We start from the raw sequence: 19909 nt of genomic DNA, 5'->3' as shown, positions 1-19909 counted from the left end.
CATGAGCCGGTATTGGTCCCCGATCGTCGACACGCTGAAGCCCTATGTCGCCGGCGAACAGCCGCGCATCCGGAATCTCGTCAAGCTCAACACTAACGAAAACCCCTACGGCCCTTCGCCGAAGGTGCTTGCTGCCATCCGTGCGGCTGCCGACGACGGTCTGCGGCTTTATCCCGATCCCTCGGCGACGGTGCTTCGCGAGGCGATCGCCGCGCGTTTCGGCGTGCAACCGGACGAGGTTTTCGCAGGCAATGGTTCCGATGAGGTGCTGGCTCATACGTTCCAGGCGCTGCTGAAGCACGACAAGCCGCTGCTCTATCCGGATATAACCTATAGCTTCTATCCGACCTATAGCCGGCTCTACGATATCGAGGCGGTCGAGATCCCGCTCGACGAGGCCTTCCGCATCCGGCTTGCAGACTACGATCGATCCTGCGGCGCGATCATCATTCCCAACCCCAATGCGCCGACTGGTGTCGCTCTGTCGCTTGCGGAAATAGAGACGCTGGTGGCCGGACATGCGGATGCGCCGGTGGTGATTGATGAGGCCTATATCGACTTCGGCGGCGAGACCGCAGCGGGTCTGATCTCCCGCTATCCAAATCTGCTGGTCGTTCAGACGCTGTCGAAATCCCGATCGCTGGCTGGTATGCGTGTCGGTTTCGCGCTCGGTCAGCGGCCGCTGATCGACGCTCTCGAGCGGGTGAAGGACAGTTTCAACTCCTACCCGCTCGATCGGCTTGCGCAGGTCGCCGCCACCGCGGCCGTCGAAGATGTGGATTGGTTCGAGACCTGCCGGCATAAGATTATCGCCACGCGCGAGCGGCTGACCGGCGAACTTGAAAGGCTTGGCTTCGAGGTGCTGCCATCGCAGGCGAATTTCGTCTTTGCCAGACATCCAGACCTGCCGGGTGCGGAAGTCTATGCCGGGCTGCGTGCCGAAGGCGTGCTGGTGCGGCACTGGAACAAGCCGCGAATCGCCGACCATCTGCGCATCAGCATCGGCACGGATGCTGAATGCGAGCGGCTGATCGAAGTCCTGAAAAGCCTTCCGCCGGCTGCGAAATGATGCAGCAAAACGTCAGGCTTTTTCCCAGTCGATCATGAGCGGCGAGGACATGTGGTCTCTCCTCGCTATTGCCGCAATTCATGGTAAATCAGGTGTCTTCACAGACGACGGGGACTTCGATTTACAATGCTCAAGAAAATTGCAATCGTCGCGCTTTCCGCGACCTATCTTTCCGCCTGCACCACGACCGATCCCTATACGGGTGAACAGAAGGTTTCCAACACCGCTGGCGGCGCGGCGATCGGCGCCGGCGTCGGTGCTCTCGCGGGCCTTGCCATTGGCGGCACAGGCAAGAACGGTGCCCGCAATGCGCTGATCGGCGCCGGCATCGGCGCGCTCGCAGGCGGCGGGATCGGCGCCTATATGGACAATCAGGAAGCGGAACTGCGCGCCCAGCTTCAAGGCACCGGCGTTTCGGTGACCCGCATGGGCGATCGCATCATCCTCAACATGCCGTCCAACATCACTTTCGCCACGGACCAGGATCAGGTGATTCCGCCCTTCTACCGGACGCTTGATTCAGTCGCGATCGTGTTGAACAAGTTCAACAAGACCTTCATCGACGTGAACGGCCATACGGATTCGACCGGCAGCCTGCAGCATAACCAGGGCCTGTCCGAACGCCGTGCTGCCTCCGTGGCGAATTATCTGGCAGGCCGCGGCGTCGATCAGCGCCGCATGTCGACCATGGGCTTCGGCCCATCGCAGCCGGTTGCTTCCAATGCGACGCCGGACGGACGCGCGCAGAATCGGCGCGTCGAAGTGCAGATCGCGCCGATCACGCAGGGCTGACAAAAAGCAAACCCTTTTCAGATGCGGCTTGTCCGAAGGTTCAAAGCCGGCAACGTATCGAACCAGCGTTGCCGGCTTTTTATTTTTCCCGACTGGCAATGAAGCGGGCCGTTTCCTGCAGGACTACAGCCTTCTCGCCAAAGGGCACCAGTAGATCAACGGCTTCCTTGGTCAAAGCGCCAAGCCGGTCTTCTGCCCAGGCCATGCCATGCAGCGCCACGAGCGTACCCTTTCCGCGTGCGGCGTCCTTACCCGTTGCCTTACCCATGGTGACGGCGTCCGAGGTCAGATCGAGCAGATCGTCAGCAAGCTGGAAAGCCAGCCCTATCTTGCGACCAAATGCACGCATTCTTTCGCGATGTCCCGGCTCCGAACCCGCGACGATAGCGCCCGCTTCGCAAGCAAAACGCAGAAGTGCGCCCGTTTTCATCGACTGGAGCGTCGTGATGCCCACCTCGTCCGGAGGAGACTTCTCTGCCGCGAGGTCGAGCGCCTGACCGCCGACCATCCCACCAAGTCCGGCGGCGCGAGCAAGCGCCAGCACAAGTTCTGTCTTCAATCGGTCGGCAAGTATAGTCTCCGGAGCGGCGATGATATCGAAAGCATAGGTAAGCAGGCTATCTCCGGCCAGGATTGCCGTTGCTTCGTCAAAGGCCTTGTGCACCGTCGGCCGGCCGCGACGCAGGTCGTCGTTATCCATGGCTGGCAGATCGTCGTGGATCAGCGAATAGCAGTGCAGGCACTCCAGCGCCACGCCTACCCGAAGCGCAGCATCCGGCGGTCCGCCGAGCAGGATCGCGCTTTCGCGGACCAGGAAGGGCCGGAGCCTTTTTCCACCATTCAGCGATCCATGCCGCATGGCTGCCATGAGATGCGGGGGGCGGACAATCTCTTCGGGAAGAGTGGCATCGGACAGCAGCGACGCAAGCAGAGCTTCCGTCTCGGCGGCGCTCTGCCGCAAGCGCTCTTCGAATACCGTCTTCGTGTCCGTCATGGCCGCTGTTTGGCATGCCGATGGCTGACTGGCAACGGCGATTTACCGGGTTATGGGAAGTTTTCGGCATCAGACTCGCCTTGGCTCCATTCAGAGTCTATGAAATCCAAAACAAGGAATGAGCGGGACATTGGACATCACGCCGGAACCGTACGTGCAGGAGGAAGAGCCCGTGAGGGATAGACGGCGCTCGTTTTTCCCTAATCTTGTCCGGCGGCTCGTACTGATCGGGATCACTCTCGTGGTGCTGCCTTATCTTCTTATCTTTGTTTATGCCCTGCCTTTCATTCATCCCGTCTCGACCCTGATGCTGTCGGAACTGGTGCTGTTGCGCGGTTACGACAGGCGCTGGGTGGATCTCGATGATATCTCGCCCAATCTCGTCCGTGCGGTCATGATGTCGGAAGACGGCCAGTTTTGTTTCCATGGCGGGGTTGACTGGACGCAGATGCGCGGCGTGGTCGAGGATGCGCTGGACGGCGAGGCGACGCGCGGAGCCAGCACCATTTCCATGCAGACGGTCAAGAACCTATTTCTCTGGAACGGCCGCTCCTTCATTCGCAAGGGGCTCGAATTGCCGCTTGCCATTGGGGCAGATTTCGTCTGGTCGAAGCGGAGGATGATGGAAATCTACCTTAACGTCGCCGAATGGGGGCCTGGCATTTATGGAGCGGAAGCCGCAGCCCGGCATCATTTCAAGATTCCGGCCTCGAAGCTCAGCTCCCGGCAGGCGGCGCTTCTCGCCGTCTCGTTACCCAACCCGATCACGCGGGTCGCCGGCAAGCCCGGTCGCGGCATGCAGCGGCTGGCCGGCATTGTTGAGCGCCGCGCGCGCAACTCCGGCGACTATATCAAATGCATTTATGATTGAGTTCTAGCGATTTCATTGGTCGCGCTCGGCTGTTGCGATTATAGGCTGAATGAACCAACCGGAGGCGTGGCCCATGGGAAAACTCACCCTTTACATCGGCAACAAGAACTATTCCTCGTGGTCCTTGCGTCCCTGGATTGCGATGACTGCGGCGGGCATTGATTTCCAGGAAGTGTTGATCCCCTTCGATTTTCCGGCCGGCAATCCGAAGTTCAAGCCTATTTCGCCGACAGGCAGGGTGCCCGTCCTGCACCACGGCAATATCCGCGTTTGGGAATCGCTGTCGATCATCGAATACGTAGCCGAGCTTTTTCCAGAGAAAGGCATTTGGCCGAAGGCGGCTGCGGACCGGGCCGTTGCCCGCTCGATCTCCATGGAAATGCTCTCCGGCTTCCGGGCGCTCAGAAATGCCTGCCCGATGAATATGCGGCGCCCGAAGCGCAAGCTCGATCTGCCGGAAGGCGTGATGGACGATGTGACGCGGATTGAGACGATCTGGCGTGAACTCCGGGCAAAGTCCGGCGGGCCGTTCCTGTTCGGCGCCTTTACCGGAGCGGACGCCATGTTTGCGCCCGTCGTCAACCGTTTCGACGTTTATGACCTCGTGACCGATGCCGGTACGCTTGCCTATATGGCGGCAATGAAATCCCATCCGGCCTGGATCAAATGGCAGGAGGCGGCGCTTGCCGAGTCCTGGATCGTGCCGGAAGACGAAGCCTAACGAGGCAATGTCGAAAAAATCCCAGCGGGGACTGGTCAAAGCCCTGCCGGACATGTATAAGCCCGGCAAATTTCCGAGATCGAGACGTGATGAGTTCGGCCTCAGTTCCGGCCGGGGATCATGTTTTGCACGAAGTGGAGTAACGAAATGGCTGTACCGAAGAGAAAAACGAGCCCGTCGAAGCGCGGTATGCGCCGCTCCGCCGACGCACTCAAGGCTCCGACCTATATCGAAGACAAGAACTCCGGCGAACTGCGCCGCCCGCATCACATCGACCTGAAGACCGGCATGTATCGCGGCCGTCAGGTTCTGACGCCGAAGGAAAACGCATAAGCGTTGCCACGGAAGTTCGCTTGAAGGGCCGGCCTTGCCGGCCTTTTTTGTTTCTGCCAAGCCTTGCGCAAAATGCAGGCCGGCATCACAGTTCGGCCCGTCCATTTCTCGTGCTCCGGAGCCGCTCATGCTCGCTGCATTGCCGCTGATGATCTTCCCGTTTGTTCTCTACAACCTTGCCATTTTCGGCATTCTGGGTGGCGGCGGAGTTGTTGCGCTTGGCAATATCGTCAGTTCGCTCCAGATGCTTTCCGGTGCCGTCTGGACGATGACGGTGGGCGACGCACTGATTGTCGTCGCACTCGTTTTTCTCTTTGTCGAAATCCTCAAGGCGAGCCGCAACGGTCGTGGCTCGCTTCTCAATCACATGCTGTCGATGCTGGTCTTCGTGGCCTACCTGGTTGAATTTCTGCTGGTCAGGGATGCCGCAACGCAGATTTTCTTCATCCTGATGACGATCACTTTCGTCGATGTCATCGGTGGTTTTGCCGTCGCAATCCGTTCGGCCGGTCGCGACGTTTCGATCGGACTCTGATCCAGGTTCTATAGATCAGAGATTATCGAGACGGTTCTGAAGATTGCGAAGCTGTTCCTTCAATTCGTCGATATCCTTCGAATCGGTCTTCTTGGCAGCCGAGGCAGGCGGCTGTGCCGTAAAAGGCGAGAACATCTGCAGAGCCTGGCGAAACATTTCCGTGTTGCGGCGCACCTGCTCTTCCATCATCTGCATGGGCGCCTGCAGGTTCTTGCTAAGCGGTGTATCGCCGAAAGCACGGGTCATCTGTTCGCGCATCTGCACCTGTTGATCGGTAAACGCCTTCATCGAATGTTCCAGGAAGGTCGGTACGACCATCTGCATCTGGTCGCCGTAATAGGAAATCAACTGCCGCAGGAAGGAAATCGGCAGCAGCGTATTGCCGGTTTTGGATTCCTGTTCAAAGATGATCTGCGTCAGCACCGAGTGGGTGATGTCCTCGCCGGTCTTGGCATCCTGGACGAGGAATTCCTCGCCTTTTTTCACCATCTTCGCCAGGTCTTCCAGCGTCACGTAAGTGCTGGTGCCTGTATTGTAGAGGCGCCGGTTGGCATATTTTTTGATTATGATTTCGCCTTCGGTCTTTGCCATGATTGCCTCCTGCTCCCGTCAATATGGTTTGGTTATATCGATTGGCTGCTTCTCCCGAAAGGAATGTAAGCCTAAATGAAGCGGACTTACAATCGATTTGTGCGATGCGGCGGTTGACTTGTTGCGCAGCAAACCCGCGAAAACTGAGGAGCATTTTTAGGGAAGGATCGTCGGCCTGCAGGATGTTTGACTCTGCGGTCAAGCTTTGTCAGTCTCGGAAATAAATATCTTAATAAGAGGAGACGTCCCATGACCAATCCATCCATCGTGATCGCGTCCGCCGCCCGTACGGCGGTCGGCTCATTCAACGGTGCTTTTGCCAATGTCCCGGCCCATGAACTGGGTGCTGCGGTGATCAAGGGCGCGCTTGCGCGTGCCGGTGTCGACGCGTCCGAGGTGGATGAGGTCATCCTCGGTCAGGTTCTGCCAGCGGGCGAGGGGCAGAATCCTGCCCGGCAGGCTGCGATGAAAGCCGGAGTTCCCAAGGAGAAGACCGCCTGGGGCGTCAACCAACTCTGCGGTTCAGGCCTTCGCGCCGTCGCGCTCGGCATGCAGCAGATTGCGCTGGGCGATGCGAAGATCATCGTGGCCGGCGGCCAGGAGTCCATGTCCATGGCGCCCCATTGCGCGCATCTGCGCGGCGGCGTGAAGATGGGTGATTTCAAGATGATCGATACCATGATCAAGGACGGCCTGACGGACGCCTTCTACGGTTACCACATGGGGATCACGGCGGAGAACATCGCTCGTCAATGGCAACTCTCCCGCGATGAGCAGGACCAGTTCGCCGTGTCCTCCCAGAACAAGGCGGAGGCCGCGCAGCTCGCCGGCCGCTTCAAGGACGAGGTTATCCCGTATGTCATCCAGACGAGGAAGGGTGAGGTGATCGTGGAAAACGACGAGTTTATCCGTCCCGGCACGACGCTCGATGCGCTGGCGAAGCTTCGCCCTGCCTTCGACAAAGAAGGGACGGTGACGGCCGGCAACGCTTCCGGTCTCAATGACGGAGCGGCGGCGGCTGTTCTGATGACGGAGGAGGAAGCTGTCCGCCGAGGTATCACGTCGATGGTTCGCATCGTTTCCTGGGCAACGGCGGGCGTCGATCCGCAGATCATGGGCACCGGCCCGATCCCAGCCTCCCGCAAGGCGCTGGAGAAGGCCGGCTGGAAAATCGGCGACCTCGACCTCGTTGAAGCCAACGAAGCCTTCGCGGCCCAGTCCTGCGCCGTCACCAAGGATCTCGGTCTCGACCCGTCGATCGTCAACGTCAACGGCGGCGCAATTGCCATCGGTCACCCGATTGGCGCTTCCGGTGCGCGCATCCTCAACACGCTCCTCTTCGAGATGAAGCGCCGCGGCGCGAAGAAGGGTCTCGCGACGCTGTGCATCGGCGGCGGCATGGGCGTCGCCATGTGCCTCGAAGCCATGTGATGGTCGTGGATGGCCCGCCAGCGTTAAAAAAAGCGCGGCGGGCTATCGCCCTGACGAAAGCCTGTCAAAATAAGTAAGTATCCGGTCACGCAGAAGGGCAGGATCAATCCGAGAAGGGGAAGGCAAAATGGACAGAGTGGCGTTGGTTTCGGGAGGGACGCGGGGAATCGGTGCTGCGATCTCTGTGGCGTTAAAGGCTGCGGGTTATCGGGTGGCTGCCAATTTTGCCGGCAATGAGGAAAAGGCAAATGCCTTTCATGACGAAACCGGAATTCCCGTCTTCAAATGGGATGTGTCCGATTATCAGGCCTGCGTTGAAGGTATAGCCGAGATCGAGACAGCGCTTGGTCCGGTCGAGATCCTTGTCAACAATGCGGGTATCACCCGCGACGGCATGTTTCACAAGTTGACACCGGAACAATGGAACGAAGTGATCGGCACAAACCTCACCGGTCTCTTCAACATGACACATCCCGTCTGGAGCGGCATGCGGGACCGCAGTTTTGGCCGCGTCATCAACATTTCCTCCATCAATGGCCAGAAGGGCCAGATGGGGCAGGTGAACTATTCCGCAGCCAAGGCTGGTGATCTCGGCTTCACCAAGGCCCTTGCTCAGGAGGGGGCGGCGAAGAACATCACCGTCAATGCGATCTGCCCCGGTTACATTGCCACGGAAATGGTTCGGGCCGTGCCGGAGAAAGTGCTGAACGAGCGGATCATTCCGCAAATCCCGGTTGGTCGCCTGGGTGAGCCGGAAGAGATAGCCCGATGTGTTGTTTTCCTCGCTTCGGATGAAGCGGGCTTCATCACTGGCTCGACACTCACGGCAAACGGCGGCCAGTTCATGGCCGGTTGAACTTTTCGCGCGTTAACCTTTACGTGGATTCTGTGGCGGAAATGTGCGTGAAACCATCTGTGACTATGGCTAACGCGCTGTTTTTCCACCAAATGTTGCGGTGAACAAACCGGGAAAAGGACAATGTCGCCGATTCGTCAGCGTTTCGTTCCGGCTTTGGTCAGAAGTTAACATAGGGCCGGTCAGGCAAAATAAAGCCGGCGTTGATTGCAACGCCGGCTTCCGAGAAATCCAGAATATACCAGCGCTAGCGGCAGCGCGCTTCGTAGGTGCGGCCGTACCGATCCCGATAGACACAGTAGCCGCGACGCTTCTCGGATTCGCCAATTGCAGCACCGACAAGACCGCCGGCCACAGCGCCTACCGCTGCACCACCCCAGCTATTGGTGACGGCACCGCCGATGACTGCACCGGTGCCCGCGCCGATCGCGGTGCCCTTCTCCGTAGAGGTGCACGAGGCGAGCGCGCCGATCATGCAGCCCACAATCAGAATCTTTTTCATGTTTATTCCCTTCCCTTGGTGACATACGGCTGCGCCGCTCTTAAATCCTGCCCATCAGCAACAGGATAATGATAATCAGGACGACGAGGCCCAATCCGCCCGACGGACCGTAACCCCAACCTCGGCTATAGCCCCAATTCGGCAGCGCGCCAATCAGGAGCAGGATGAGGATGATGAGCAATACCGTTCCGAGCATGATTTTCCACTCCGCTAGATAATCCGGTATGGATTTGGCGAGGAAACGCGCCTTCGCAAATTTTGTTCCAGGGGATCGACGCGGTGTCCATGTCACATGTGGTTAAAGACCGTTAGTCAACGTTAACGAGGGGCATTCGTGATTCGTGTCCGAGCCCTCCGAGGGTCGTTCTTATTGAGCTTCCAATCGGCAGATACCCACAACATCTTGTACGAACGAAACGAGAATATGGAAATGTCGGCGATTCGTCGATGATTCGTTCCGCCTTTGACCTGAATCTTAACATGGGCGGTTCAAACGGCTGAAGCCTTTGAACTCGTTGAAGAAAGGTTAACCATATCAAGGGATTGACTCCGTCGTCTCTCTGTGGGTGCGCAGCTTCCGGGTGAATCTCCAGGTTGTAGACACCCAAATTGAATGCAGATTCAGGATGTCGTGGCGGGAAATGGAGTCTTGTCAACATATAGCCGTGAACAAAGGCTGAATCCCCTCGAGTCTTCGATTCGTCTCCGATTCGTTCGCATCTGTTCCCGCAAGGGTGAAATCTGAACGGCTGAATGTTGGTTTGAGCGGGCCAAACCGAGATTCTGCGGCTGCAAAACCATTCTTCAGGCTTGCGTTTGTCGGCTGGGATCGCCATGTGTGGCATGGCTTCAGGTTTTCGCAAAGGCGAAGCCGAAGCCGTAAGTGATGCGCGGAACTTGGCTTTGAATTTCCAGCCCATGATGCCCACGGGGCGCGGCGTCACCGCCGTCCTCGGCCCCACCAATACAGGCAAGACGCATTATGCCATCGAGCGCATGGTTGCGCATGGCACCGGCGTGATCGGCCTGCCGCTTCGGCTGCTGGCGCGCGAGGTCTATACGCGCCTTGTCGAAAAGGTCGGGGTTTCCTGGGTGGCGCTCATCACCGGCGAAGAAAAGATCACTCCGCCGAACGCCCGCTTTTCAGTTTGCACCGTCGAGGCCATGCCGCGGGAGACGAGAGCCTCCTTCGTCGCGATCGATGAAGTGCAGCTTGCCGGAGACCTGGAACGCGGCCATATCTTCACGGATAGAATTCTGCATCTGCGCGGCCGCGACGAGACCCTGCTTCTGGGGGCCGCCACGATGCGGCCGATCCTTGAAAAGCTGCTGCCGGGTATTACCGTTGTCGAACGTCCGCGTTTGTCCCAGCTATTCTACGCAGGTCAAAAGAAGATCACCCGACTGCCGCAACGGTCGGCGATCGTGGCGTTTTCCGCTGATGAGGTTTATGCGATTGCGGAGCTGATCCGTCGCCAGCGGGGCGGGGCTGCGGTTGTCCTGGGCGCGCTCAGTCCGCGGACGCGCAATGCCCAGGTCGGGCTCTACCAATCGGGCGACGTCGAATATCTGGTTGCTACAGATGCAATCGGCATGGGTCTTAATCTCGATGTCGATCACGTTGCTTTTGCACAGGACCGGAAATTTGACGGTTATCAGTTCCGTAATCTCAATCCCGCCGAACTCGGCCAGATCGCCGGCCGTGCGGGCCGGCATCTGAGAGACGGGACGTTTGGTGTCACCGGACAGGTCGCGCCGTTCGATGACGAGCTGGTGGAGCGAATCGAAAGCCATCAGTTCGATCAGGTGAAAGTGCTGCAATGGCGCTCGAAGAATCTCGATTTTTCCACACTGCGTGCGCTGCGCGAAAGCCTGGATGTTTCGCCGACGATCACGGGACTCACTCGGGCGCTGCCTGCGACCGATAGCCAAGCCCTTGATCATCTTTCGCGTTATCCCGAAATCCAGGATGCCGCGACGACACCGGAACGGATCGAAAAGCTCTGGGAGGCCTGTGCACTGCCCGATTACCGCCGGATTGCGCCGGCACAGCACGCGGACCTTATTTCGACTCTTTTTTCCGATCTTGTGCGCTACGGAACAGTGAACGAGGATTTCATGGCGGAGCAGGTCCGCCGCGCGGACCGGACGGATGGCGAGATCGACACGCTGTCTGCCCGCATCGCGCAGATCAGGACCTGGACCTACGTCTCCAACCGTCCCGGCTGGCTTGCCGATCCGACACACTGGCAAGAAAAGACACGGGAAATAGAGGATAGGTTGTCGGACGCGCTACATGAAAGGTTGACGAAACGCTTCGTTGATCGCAGGACATCTGTGCTCATGAAGCGCCTGAGAGAGAATGCGATGCTGGAAGCTGAAATCAGTGTGAATGGCGATGTCTTCGTGGAGGGACATCACGTCGGGCAATTGGCCGGATTCCGGTTCACGCCCGTCACGGGGACCGAAGGACCTGACGCCAAGGCGGTGCAGGCGGCCGCCCAAAAGGCGTTGGCGCTGGAATTCGAGGCGCGAGCGGCGAGACTTTATGCATCCGGCAACAGCGATTTTGCTGTCGGCTCCGATGGTTTCGTGCGCTGGCTCGGCGAACCTATCGCCCGTCTTTCGGCAAGCGACCATGTGATGCGTCCGCGTGTCATCCTGTTGTCCGATGAGCAGCTCACCGGCAACGCCCGCGAACACGTGCTCGCTCGCATCGAGCGCTTCGTGAACCATCATATCGCGACGGTTCTAAAGCCGCTTGACGACCTATCGCGTGCCGAGGATCTGCAGGGTCTTGCCAAGGGGCTTGCCTTTCAGCTCGTCGAAAATCTTGGCGTACTCTTCCGTCGCGACGTCGCCGAAGAGGTGAAGTCGCTCGATCAGGATGCGCGTGCCTCGATGCGGCGCTATGGTATTCGGTTCGGCGCCTATCACGTCTTCATGCCGGCGCTTCTGAAGCCGGCCCCGGCCGAACTCATCACGCTTCTCTGGGCGTTGAAGAACGACGGCCTCGACAAGCCCGGTTACGGCGATCTCATCCCGGCGCTTGCTGCTGGCCGCACCTCGGTCGTTGCGGATCCGAGCTTCGAGCGAATGTTCTACAAGCTCGCGGGCTTCCGCTTCCTCGGCAAGCGCGCAGTGCGTATCGACATTCTCGAGCGCCTGGCGGATATCATCCGTCCGCTCCTTCAGTGGAAGCCCGGCACGACGCCGCGTCCGGAAGGCGCTTATGACGGTCGTCGTTTCACGACCACGACTGCGATGCTCTCCATTCTCGGCGCGACGCCGGATGACATGGAGGAGATTCTGAAAGGGCTTGGCTATCGTGCTGATGCCGTGATGGCGGAAGAAGCGCAGGCCTTCCTTGAGACTCAGAATGTGGGCGCTGCCGGTGCTGCGACTCCCGCTGCAGCCGAAGAGGTCGCGGTGAGCGATGGTGCTGACCCAACCGACGCCTCGGGTGGCGAAGCCTCGGGGGGAGTGATTGAGGGAAGTGTTGAACTTGCCCCTGTGGAGGCTGTAGCGGAAGCCGCAACCGAACGGGCGTCTGCCGCTGTTTCGACAGATGGAGATGAAGCAAAACCTGCCGAAGCCGAGGAGCCGAAGCCGGTCCTGCTCTGGCGTCCAGGTGGTGGCCGAGACAACCAGCGGAGCGGGCGTCAGCAAAATGGAGATCGCCGGGGTCACGGCGGACAGCGGAATGCCGGCGGGGAACGGCCCCAGGGATCCCAAGGTCATCGTGATGATCGTCGTGATGCACGTCAGAACGGCGATCGAGACCGACGGGACGGCGGAAGGCCGAATCGCGACAAAAACCGGGGGGATCGCCCGAATCGTGGGGAACGCCCCGAAGGCGGCCAGCGGCCTGAGCGAAACGACCGCGGCAAAGGGCCGCAGCCGGCCCGTTTCGAAGCTAAGCCGCCACGCAAAGAGAAACCGATCGATCCGGATTCGCCCTTTGCAAAACTTGCAGCTCTCAAGGAGCAGATGAAGAAGTGAGGCCATGACGGAAAAAGAGCTACCGGACGGTTCGCGACAGCGCATCGACAAGTGGCTTTTTTTCGCCCGCATCGTGAAATCGCGTTCGCTTGCCCAATCGCTGGTCGCCGCGGGTGCAGTGACGGTGAATGGAGAGATCTGCAGTCAGTCCAGCCGTACGATAAAACCTGGAGACCGCATTGAGCTTGTCCTGGAGCGGCGGGATGTCATCCTTGTCGTTCGTGCCGACGGCCATCGCCGAGGTCCGTTTGAGGAGGCTAAGCTTCTCTATGACGACCTGACGCCGTCTCCGGACAAGCAGACGCGGCTCACGCCTTTCGAGCGGGCGCAACGTGGCCTTGGCGCGGGCAGATTCGGTGGCCCCGATCGCTGAAAGAACCGGAAACCGATAAAGGGTCATGCTGAGGAATAAAGCTTCTCCAATTTGGCCTCGGCAGGATTGTTTAACCTTGCTAAGCAAGGCCAAAGGCTTTACCTGACAGTCGAAAAGCCGGATTGCCTGCCTCCTGTCCTCTTTTGCAGTAAGGGTTTCGCCTCTCCCGGCTTTCCGGTGTGCCGGCGCTTTCCTGCCGTCGACACGACCGTTGTCCGCGATAGTCTTGGAGTGCCGCATGACGTATGTCGTGACCGACAATTGTATCCGCTGCAAGTACACCGACTGTGTTGAGGTTTGCCCGGTCGATTGTTTCTATGAAGGCGAAAATTTCCTGGTCATCCATCCGGATGAATGTATCGACTGCGGCGTCTGCGAACCGGAATGTCCCGCCGAAGCGATCAAGCCGGATACCGAGCCGGGTCTCGACAAGTGGCTGAAGCTGAATGCCGAGTTCGCCCAGGTCTGGCCGAACATCACTGTCAAGCGCGACCCCTTGCCGAATGCCAAGGAGATGGACGGCGTCGAAAACAAGTACGATCAGTTCTTCTCTACGGAACCCGGAAAAGGGGATTGAGCTTTGCCGAAATGGCATGGCTCGACAGAGGCCTCGAATCACCCTGCCTTTTTGATGGGCAGAGGGTTGGCCGTGCCCTCTGAGCACATGCGAAAGCAAATTATTGATTTCCGCACTTTTTTGTGGTACACATGGCGAACTGTTCCACAAGGTGGCACTGGCGTGCCCAAAAAACATCACGAAAGCAACAGATCATCCAAAACGCGGTATCCGTGACATTGCAACGCTCGAATGTTGTCGATCGCAATTCGCGGTGGGATCTGTTTTTCGCGCGCGTTGGTCGGACCAGTATGGAGTGACCCGACGGTATCCCCCGTCTCATCCGGGCCTGACCGACCCGGTTTCCCCGACCCGAAAAACGGGTGAGTAACAGGGAGTTTGTGAAACGAATGACGACCCAGCAGAAGAAGAATTCTCCCGCCCGCCAAGGCTTCAAGACCGGCGAATCGATTGTCTATCCTGCTCATGGTGTAGGTATGATCACTGCCATTGAAGAGCAAGAAGTCGCGGGCATGAAGCTCGAACTTTTCGTTATCGATTTCGAAAAGGACAAGATGCGCCTCAAGGTGCCGGTCGCAAAGGCCGTGAGCATCGGCATGCGCAAGCTGTCCGAAACGGATTTTGTCGAACGCGCCCTCAAAGTTGTTCAGGGCAAGGCACGTGTGAAGCGCACCATGTGGTCGCGCCGTGCCCAGGAATATGACGCCAAGATCAATTCCGGCGATCTGATCTCGATTGCTGAAGTGGTCCGCGACCTTTATCGCGCAGAGAACCAGCCGGAGCAGTCCTATTCGGAACGGCAGCTCTATGAAGCTGCCCTCGATCGCATGGCTCGTGAAATTGCTGCGGTGAACAAGATGTCCGAAACGGAGGCCGTTCGCCTCGTCGAGGTCAATCTTGCCAAGGGGCCGAAACGCGGCAAGACCATCGAAGAGGATGAGGCTCAGGAAGAGGCAGCTTGATCTTTTTCATCATCGCATTCTCTAAAAAACCCGGCCTTGGAGCCGGGTTTTTTATTGGAACTTTTTCCACTGCCACGCGTTAACCCGCCGGTACGGCGAACTGACACTGCATCGATGCAGTTTTGTTTCGCCCCCGGAATACGTATCGCGGGCGGATATTCAGGCTCTCGGGCCGATGTGAACTCCCGCGAAGCTCAAACGAGGGGAGCAAAGGCAGCAGGTCTCCAGATACGCATCACGGGTCCCGTGAATCGTGTCGGAATTCCCCCTTGCTGTTTTTGTCGGATCAGACCGTTCACGGAGAACACGATGACAGCCATGTCCGCAGACCGAACCATGATCAAGATAGCGATGTCCGCTCCCTATCTCGCCCGAGAGGAAGAGCGCGATCTGGCGGTCCGCTGGAAGGACGATCGCGATCAGGAGGCACGCAACCAGATCGCCCTTGCGCATATGCGTCTCGTGATCGCCATGGCTTCCAAGTTCCGCGGGTTCGGATTGCCGATGAGCGACCTTGTTCAGGAGGGCTATGTAGGGCTGCTGGAGGCGGCGGCAAGGTTTGAACCGGCACGGGATGTTCGTTTTTCCACTTATGCCAGCTGGTGGATCCGTGCTTCCATGCAGGATTATATTCTTCGTAACTGGTCGATCGTTCGTGGCGGCACCAGTTCTGCCCAAAAGGCGCTGTTCTTCAATCTCCGCCGGCTACGCGCCAAGCTTGCCCGCGGTGACAGCAATCTGACTGCCCGCGCCATCCATGAGGAGATCGCTGTCGCTCTTGGCGTCAGCGTAGCCGACGTCCAGACGATGGATGCACGCCTTTCCGGCAATGACGCTTCGCTGCAGGCTCCGTCGATAGCCGGTGATGCGGATAGCGGCGAGCGATTGGACCTGCTTGCGAGCGCCGAGCCACTGCCGGATGAGCAGGTTTCCGGCATGATAGATGGCGAACGGCGCCTGAAATGGCTGCAAGGCGCCCTGACCAAGCTCAATGACCGGGAAAAGAAGATCATCCGCGCACGCCGCCTGACAGACGAAGGGGCGACGCTCGAAGCTCTCGGCGCTGAGCTCGGCATCTCGAAGGAGCGTGTCCGACAGATCGAGAGCCGCGCCATCGAGAAACTCAAGCTGGCATTGGTTTCCGCCAATCCGCAGATGGCTGCCGTCTGCTAAGCGAGTTTCGGCTATTCAGAAATGATCTTGACCTTCTGGCCGGGCGACACAACCGCACCGGCCGGTAATGCATTGATCAGTTTGAAGAGATCGAGTTTTCGATCCGTGCCCATCATGCGGAGGGCGAGCGAGGCGACCGTGTCGCCTTGGGCGACCGTGACGATGCGCACCCGTAGCGGCTTCAAGGAGGCAATCTCTTCCCGCGTCATGCGCCGAAAGCTTGACCGCAAGACGTCGGCCGTCGTCTGCAGGGTGGCACTTCCCTTGGGTACGGCGGTAAGGAACCGGAAAATCTTGTTGTCGACGCGGATGACCGTGACGTCGAAATCCCAGCGGTCGGCGGAAGCGCGTGCGTTTGCCCCAGGCAATCCATTCACTTCGATCTGACGTACCGTATCGGGTTGCAGGCCAGCCACCCAGCCGCTTGTCAGGTAATTGGTCAAGCTGTTGTTGTCGTCGGCGGCAACACCATCAAAACGGATGGCCGTTTCGCCCGGGCCTGTCGCCAGAACAGCTTCCACCTTGTTGTCGATGCGGAAATCCCGTGGAACGTCGAAGCGGATGCCGAGCCCGCCATGGAGGAAAGTCTCGCCGCGGACATAGCCCTCCTGAGGGCTATCGCCGTAAAGCAGCCCGTCGATGCCTGCAAGATAATAGTCGCGCCCCTTGTCGCCCACCGTTCCCTCCTGGCCGAAATTGCGGGCATGGCGGCGTGCCAGATCGACGCGCTGAGTGGAATTCGGGTGGCTCGAGAGGAAGTCGAGGCTCTGGTCGCTGTCCGGATCCACAGCCGAATAACGGGCATAGGCGGCCATGGAATCGAGAAAACGGGCAGCAGCGTAAGGATCGTAGCCGGCTTCTCCGAGCATCCGCACGCCGATTACGTCGGCTTGCAGTTCCTGCTGGCGCGAGAAGGCTGCAAGTCTAAGCTTGCCGCGGGCGAGCGCCTGTTTGCCGGCGAGGTCGCTGGAAAGCACTTCCGTCACGACGCGGCTTGCAATGACCTCCGCTTCCTCCCGGCGCTGGCGTTCGATACCGTGGTTGGCGGTTACGTGGCCCATTTCATGGGAAAGGACCGCTGCAACTTCTGAGGCATCGTTGGCGAGCGCCAGCAGGCCGCGCGTTACGTAAAGATAGCCGCCCGGCAATGCGAAGGCATTGATTGCCGGCGAATTCAGAATGGTGATCCGGAAAGACTGGTTCGGGTTCTCGGAGACTGCCGTCAGCGCGCCCGCAATGCGGGCGACCAGTCGCTCCGTCTTGGCGTCGCGATATTCTCCGCCATAGCTTGCGACGATACGGGGATGCTCCCTTGCACCCATCTGCGCCCGGGGATCGTTCTTTTGTACTTCATCGACGATCTGCGGTGAGTTCGAGGGCGAAACGTTGGGTGTATAGGCCTGTTCGAAGATCGACTGGCAGCCGGCCAGCACGACGCCGCTCAGCAGGAGGGCGCCCAGAACTCGAAGGCCCGCCATGAAGCGGGCTCTCTGCAAGATAGCCGGGCTCGCCGTATCGCGCCTCATCGTCCTCGTGTTTCGCACCATCATTCCCACGGCCCGCCTTCCGGCTTCGAAAGGTTCCCTTCAACCCAAACCGGTTCATTCTCCATCTCCGCTTAGCGATTTTCGCGTCGCATGCACAGATAGTTATTGAGATATGTCTTACCGGCGCGTTTGCAAAGAAAAACCCCCGTCGCTTTGTGGCGATGCCATTGCGTCACGTCCAAATTGTGGCGAGCCGGATAACGGACGGTTCGTCACGGTTTCGAAACGTGATCCGGAAAAAGGGCGACCAGACGACCTGATCAGCCGGAGAGGAATTCAGCGAGTGCCGGGATATCACGCCTGGCAAGGAATTCCGTTGTGGGTGCCTGGAGTAAAATTTGCCCGTGATCGATGAAGATGGCATGGTCGGCAAGCCGCCCGACCTCGTCCGGATCATGAGTGACGATCAACACGGTATTGCCTACCTCGCGGTGCAGTTCGAGCAGCAGCTTCGCCATCGAAAGGCGAAGACCCGGGTCGAGCGCCGCAAAGGGCTCGTCCATCAGCAGAACAGGCTTTTTGCGCACCAGTGCCCGGGCGAAGGCGGCCCTCTGCCTCTCGCCACCCGAAAGCGTGCCCGGCATGCGCTTCTCGAAGCCATCGAGGCCAACCCGTTGCAGCGCCTTGGAGATCGCTCTTCGATCGTCTGCGGAAAGCCGCAGCGATGGGTTGATGCCGAGGCCGATATTGGTGAACAGATCGAGGTGCGTGAAAAGATTGTTGTCCTGGAAGATCAGCGAAACCGGGCGTCCGGAAGGATGCTCGTGCGTCACGTCCTCGCCGCCGACCAGTACATGGCCCCGATCCGGCGTTTCAAAGCCGGCCACAAGGTTCAGCAAAGTCGATTTGCCGGAGCCCGACGGGCCGGTCACTGCCGTCACAGCGCCGGCAGGCAGGCTACAATTGAAACGAAAGTCCTTTGTGCCAAGCCGGAGTTCGACCTTGTCCAGCACGACGCCATCAGTCATGTCTCGCCTCCTTTTGGCCGACCGTGCCGAGCATGGTCAGCAACAGGCAGATGATGCCAAGGAGGAGTGCCAGCCCGTCAGCGTCGTTGGTGCGATAGCTGGATAGCCGGCTGTAGACAAGCCAGGGAAGCGTCGTGAGATCGTTGGAGCCGAATAGTGCTACCGCGCCGAGATCGCCGAGCGACAGGGCCATCGCAAAGGAGAGGGCCGTCAAAAGGGGTCTTATCAGGACGGGCAGGTCGATTCGTTGAAGCTTTGCCAAGCCGGAAATCCCGAGACTTGCCGATAGTCTGCCCGATTGCTGACGGTGGGTCTCGATTGCCGGCGCGAGCACGCGCATGACGAAGGGCAAAGCCATCAGCATGTTGATCAAGGCCAGCAAAGCCGGCGCAAAACGGGTCACATCGCCGATGGGGCGCAGTGTGAGGAACCAGCCGGTCCCAAGCACGACAGGCGGGACCAGGAGTACCAGGGAGGACATGCCGCCAAGCAGGGCGGAGAATCCTCCGGCGACTTTTCCAGGTCGCTTCATATCGGCCACAGACCCTCGAGCGGCAATGATTGCCAGCGATGTAAGGACGGCGAGCAAGCCGGCGGTAAGTGCGATGGCAAAACTCGTCCATGCGGCGCGAAGGAAGGCGATGCTGGTCGCAAGGTTCCAGAGATTGGCCTTCAGCCCGGCAGAGACAATCGATGCCAACGGCAGAACCAGAAAGGCGGTGGCGACCGAAATGGCGAACGCATCCCAAAGTCGCGCGGGCACGGTCCGACCGTCGAAACGACGGGTCGCCTGACCTGCTGTCATGCCCGCATCGTCCGGTATGGGAAACCGCGCCATGGCGATCAGGATCAGCGCGGTAACGCCGATCTGCAGGAGCGCGAGCACGACGGCGCGCGGCGGGTCGAAATCGAAACGCAGCGATTGATAGATCGCAACTTCGAGCGTCGTTGCCGAAGGTCCGCCGCCGAGCACGAGCACGAGCGTGAAACTGGTGGCGCAGAGCATGAAGATCAGGCCGGCAATGCCGGGAATGACGCGTTGCACAGCCGGCCACTCGATGAACCGAAAGACCGAAAATGGTCGCATGCCGAGGCTGGAGGCGAGCTGCCAGTATTCCGCCGGAAGCCGCTCCAGCGCGGCGAGCAGCAGCCGGGCGGCGAGCGGCAGGTTGAAGAAGACATGGGCCAGCAGAATGCCGGTAAGTCCGTAGATGCTGACTGGCTGGTCGAGGCCGAGTTTCAACAGCAGGCTGTTGATCACACCTTGCCGGCCCCAGATGCCGATAAGACCCAATGCGCCGATCAGCACCGGCAGGCCCATGGGAACCGCCATCAACCGGATAATCCAGACACGTCCTGGAAAACGGGGGCGGCGCGCAAGCGCCAGCGTAACGGGTATGGCAAAGGCGATGGAGAGCAGTGTCGAAAGCACAGCCTGCCATAGGGTGAAGCGCAGGATCCGCCAGGTATAGGCCGTGAAGAGCCGGGCTCCTGTGTCCCCAGCATCCCATGAAAGCAGCGCGGTGACAGCAATGCCGACGAAGAGGGTGATGCCAAGGAGGCTCAGCAGGCCCCAGGCAATCCCCCGTCGTCGTTGGGCGCGGGTCAGCAA

Annotated in this window: 20 protein-coding genes; 13 read left to right on the top strand and 7 right to left on the bottom strand. The window is 59.3% G+C overall.

Annotated features, from left to right (window positions below; genetic code table 11):
- The first annotated feature begins 1 nt into the window (after window position 1).
- Both hisC and QEO92_RS21975 read left to right on the top strand, forming a co-directional pair.
- Window positions 2-1069 carry a histidinol-phosphate transaminase gene (hisC, locus tag QEO92_RS21980; RefSeq protein ID WP_227704419.1) on the top strand — a complete coding sequence of 356 codons (1068 nt, stop codon included), beginning with the start codon at window positions 2-4 and terminating at the stop codon, window positions 1067-1069.
- Between the two features lie 126 nt (window positions 1070-1195).
- Window positions 1196-1861, top strand: coding sequence for a YiaD family glycine zipper/OmpA-like lipoprotein (locus QEO92_RS21975; protein WP_037156571.1), 666 nt, complete (start codon window positions 1196-1198; stop codon window positions 1859-1861).
- 79 nt (window positions 1862-1940) lie between these two features.
- Here the strand turns inward: QEO92_RS21975 and QEO92_RS21970 are convergent, their stop codons facing one another.
- Window positions 1941-2855: a polyprenyl synthetase family protein gene (locus tag QEO92_RS21970; RefSeq protein WP_227704418.1), complete on the bottom strand. Its 915-nt coding sequence runs from the start codon at window positions 2853-2855 to the stop codon at window positions 1941-1943.
- Window positions 2856-2985: 130 nt separating this feature from the next.
- On the opposite strand from QEO92_RS21970, the gene mtgA reads away from it, so the two are divergent.
- From mtgA to QEO92_RS21950, 4 genes are all read left to right on the top strand, one after another.
- Window positions 2986-3726, top strand: coding sequence for a monofunctional biosynthetic peptidoglycan transglycosylase (mtgA, locus tag QEO92_RS21965; RefSeq protein ID WP_407722155.1), 741 nt, complete (start codon window positions 2986-2988; stop codon window positions 3724-3726).
- 73 nt (window positions 3727-3799) lie between these two features.
- The gene (locus QEO92_RS21960; protein WP_227704416.1) at window positions 3800-4447 is read left to right on the top strand and encodes a glutathione S-transferase family protein; all 648 of its coding nucleotides are present in this window, start codon (window positions 3800-3802) and stop codon (window positions 4445-4447) included.
- A 147-nt stretch (window positions 4448-4594) separates the two neighbouring features.
- Window positions 4595-4780, top strand: coding sequence for a 50S ribosomal protein L32 (gene rpmF, locus QEO92_RS21955; RefSeq protein ID WP_003535764.1), 186 nt, complete (start codon window positions 4595-4597; stop codon window positions 4778-4780).
- Between the two features lie 127 nt (window positions 4781-4907).
- Entirely contained in the window at window positions 4908-5315 is a 408-nt protein-coding gene (locus QEO92_RS21950; protein WP_227704415.1) for a hypothetical protein, read from the top strand.
- A 15-nt stretch (window positions 5316-5330) separates the two neighbouring features.
- Here QEO92_RS21950 and phaR read toward each other — a convergent pair whose 3' ends face one another.
- Entirely contained in the window at window positions 5331-5906 is a 576-nt protein-coding gene (gene phaR / locus QEO92_RS21945) for a polyhydroxyalkanoate synthesis repressor PhaR (protein WP_227704414.1), read from the bottom strand.
- A gap of 249 nt (window positions 5907-6155) precedes the next feature.
- Between phaR and QEO92_RS21940 the strand changes: the two genes are divergently transcribed.
- Complete coding sequence (locus tag QEO92_RS21940) at window positions 6156-7337, top strand: acetyl-CoA C-acetyltransferase (RefSeq protein ID WP_227704413.1); 1182 nt, start codon at window positions 6156-6158, stop codon at window positions 7335-7337.
- Window positions 7338-7464: 127 nt separating this feature from the next.
- Window positions 7465-8193 carry a beta-ketoacyl-ACP reductase gene (gene phbB / locus QEO92_RS21935; RefSeq protein WP_227704412.1) on the top strand — a complete coding sequence of 243 codons (729 nt, stop codon included), beginning with the start codon at window positions 7465-7467 and terminating at the stop codon, window positions 8191-8193.
- Between the two features lie 247 nt (window positions 8194-8440).
- On the opposite strand, the gene QEO92_RS21930 is transcribed toward phbB, so the two are convergent.
- Window positions 8441-8695, bottom strand: a complete 255-nt coding sequence (locus QEO92_RS21930) for a YMGG-like glycine zipper-containing protein (RefSeq protein WP_037156587.1) — start codon at window positions 8693-8695, stop codon at window positions 8441-8443.
- A gap of 40 nt (window positions 8696-8735) precedes the next feature.
- A complete protein-coding gene (locus QEO92_RS21925; protein WP_081952972.1) occupies window positions 8736-8891 on the bottom strand; it encodes a DUF3309 family protein in 156 nt (51 codons plus the stop codon).
- A 701-nt stretch (window positions 8892-9592) separates the two neighbouring features.
- Between QEO92_RS21925 and QEO92_RS21920 the strand changes: the two genes are divergently transcribed.
- From QEO92_RS21920 to QEO92_RS21900, 5 genes are all read left to right on the top strand, one after another.
- Window positions 9593-12697, top strand: a complete 3105-nt coding sequence (locus QEO92_RS21920; protein ID WP_227704411.1) for a helicase-related protein — start codon at window positions 9593-9595, stop codon at window positions 12695-12697.
- Between the two features lie 4 nt (window positions 12698-12701).
- Complete coding sequence (locus tag QEO92_RS21915) at window positions 12702-13070, top strand: RNA-binding S4 domain-containing protein (protein ID WP_227704410.1); 369 nt, start codon at window positions 12702-12704, stop codon at window positions 13068-13070.
- 238 nt (window positions 13071-13308) lie between these two features.
- The gene (gene fdxA, locus QEO92_RS21910; protein WP_227704409.1) at window positions 13309-13647 is read left to right on the top strand and encodes a ferredoxin FdxA; all 339 of its coding nucleotides are present in this window, start codon (window positions 13309-13311) and stop codon (window positions 13645-13647) included.
- A gap of 389 nt (window positions 13648-14036) precedes the next feature.
- On the top strand, window positions 14037-14609 hold the full coding sequence (locus QEO92_RS21905) for a CarD family transcriptional regulator (RefSeq protein WP_037156593.1): 573 nt from the start codon (window positions 14037-14039) through the stop codon (window positions 14607-14609).
- 309 nt (window positions 14610-14918) lie between these two features.
- Window positions 14919-15782: an RNA polymerase factor sigma-32 gene (locus QEO92_RS21900; RefSeq protein ID WP_037156595.1), complete on the top strand. Its 864-nt coding sequence runs from the start codon at window positions 14919-14921 to the stop codon at window positions 15780-15782.
- A gap of 11 nt (window positions 15783-15793) precedes the next feature.
- Here QEO92_RS21900 and QEO92_RS21895 read toward each other — a convergent pair whose 3' ends face one another.
- From QEO92_RS21895 to thiP, 3 genes are all read right to left on the bottom strand, one after another.
- Window positions 15794-17260 carry a M48 family metalloprotease gene (locus QEO92_RS21895; RefSeq protein ID WP_227704408.1) on the bottom strand — a complete coding sequence of 489 codons (1467 nt, stop codon included), beginning with the start codon at window positions 17258-17260 and terminating at the stop codon, window positions 15794-15796.
- A 329-nt stretch (window positions 17261-17589) separates the two neighbouring features.
- Complete coding sequence (locus QEO92_RS21890; protein WP_037156597.1) at window positions 17590-18297, bottom strand: thiamine ABC transporter ATP-binding protein; 708 nt, start codon at window positions 18295-18297, stop codon at window positions 17590-17592.
- On the bottom strand, window positions 18290-19909 hold the full coding sequence (thiP, locus tag QEO92_RS21885) for a thiamine/thiamine pyrophosphate ABC transporter permease ThiP (RefSeq protein WP_227704407.1): 1620 nt from the start codon (window positions 19907-19909) through the stop codon (window positions 18290-18292). The genes QEO92_RS21890 and thiP overlap by 8 nt, the downstream gene beginning before the upstream one ends.

Source organism: Neorhizobium petrolearium (genome assembly GCF_029854435.1).
Taxonomy (GTDB): Bacteria; Pseudomonadota; Alphaproteobacteria; order Rhizobiales; family Rhizobiaceae; genus Neorhizobium; species Neorhizobium petrolearium.
Note: the sequence above shows the minus strand (reverse complement) of the source record. Positions and strands in the feature narration are given on the sequence as shown.

Bases quoted from the DNA above. Each gene is read 5' to 3' on its own strand.
- hisC (WP_227704419.1), top strand. From the start codon at position 2: ATGAGCCGGTATTGGTCCCCGATCGTCGACACGCTGAAGCCCTATGTC.
- QEO92_RS21975 (WP_037156571.1), top strand. From the start codon at position 1,196: ATGCTCAAGAAAATTGCAATCGTCGCGCTTTCCGCGACCTATCTTTCC.
- QEO92_RS21970 (WP_227704418.1), bottom strand. From the start codon at position 2,855: ATGACGGACACGAAGACGGTATTCGAAGAGCGCTTGCGGCAGAGCGCC.
- QEO92_RS21960 (WP_227704416.1), top strand. From the start codon at position 3,800: ATGGGAAAACTCACCCTTTACATCGGCAACAAGAACTATTCCTCGTGG.
- rpmF (WP_003535764.1), top strand. From the start codon at position 4,595: ATGGCTGTACCGAAGAGAAAAACGAGCCCGTCGAAGCGCGGTATGCGC.
- QEO92_RS21950 (WP_227704415.1), top strand. From the start codon at position 4,908: ATGCTCGCTGCATTGCCGCTGATGATCTTCCCGTTTGTTCTCTACAAC.
- phaR (WP_227704414.1), bottom strand. From the start codon at position 5,906: ATGGCAAAGACCGAAGGCGAAATCATAATCAAAAAATATGCCAACCGG.
- QEO92_RS21940 (WP_227704413.1), top strand. From the start codon at position 6,156: ATGACCAATCCATCCATCGTGATCGCGTCCGCCGCCCGTACGGCGGTC.
- phbB (WP_227704412.1), top strand. From the start codon at position 7,465: ATGGACAGAGTGGCGTTGGTTTCGGGAGGGACGCGGGGAATCGGTGCT.
- QEO92_RS21930 (WP_037156587.1), bottom strand. From the start codon at position 8,695: ATGAAAAAGATTCTGATTGTGGGCTGCATGATCGGCGCGCTCGCCTCG.
- QEO92_RS21925 (WP_081952972.1), bottom strand. From the start codon at position 8,891: ATGCTCGGAACGGTATTGCTCATCATCCTCATCCTGCTCCTGATTGGC.
- QEO92_RS21915 (WP_227704410.1), top strand. From the start codon at position 12,702: ATGACGGAAAAAGAGCTACCGGACGGTTCGCGACAGCGCATCGACAAG.
- fdxA (WP_227704409.1), top strand. From the start codon at position 13,309: ATGACGTATGTCGTGACCGACAATTGTATCCGCTGCAAGTACACCGAC.
- QEO92_RS21905 (WP_037156593.1), top strand. From the start codon at position 14,037: ATGACGACCCAGCAGAAGAAGAATTCTCCCGCCCGCCAAGGCTTCAAG.
- QEO92_RS21900 (WP_037156595.1), top strand. From the start codon at position 14,919: ATGACAGCCATGTCCGCAGACCGAACCATGATCAAGATAGCGATGTCC.
- QEO92_RS21895 (WP_227704408.1), bottom strand. From the start codon at position 17,260: ATGGCGGGCCTTCGAGTTCTGGGCGCCCTCCTGCTGAGCGGCGTCGTG.
- QEO92_RS21890 (WP_037156597.1), bottom strand. From the start codon at position 18,297: ATGACTGATGGCGTCGTGCTGGACAAGGTCGAACTCCGGCTTGGCACA.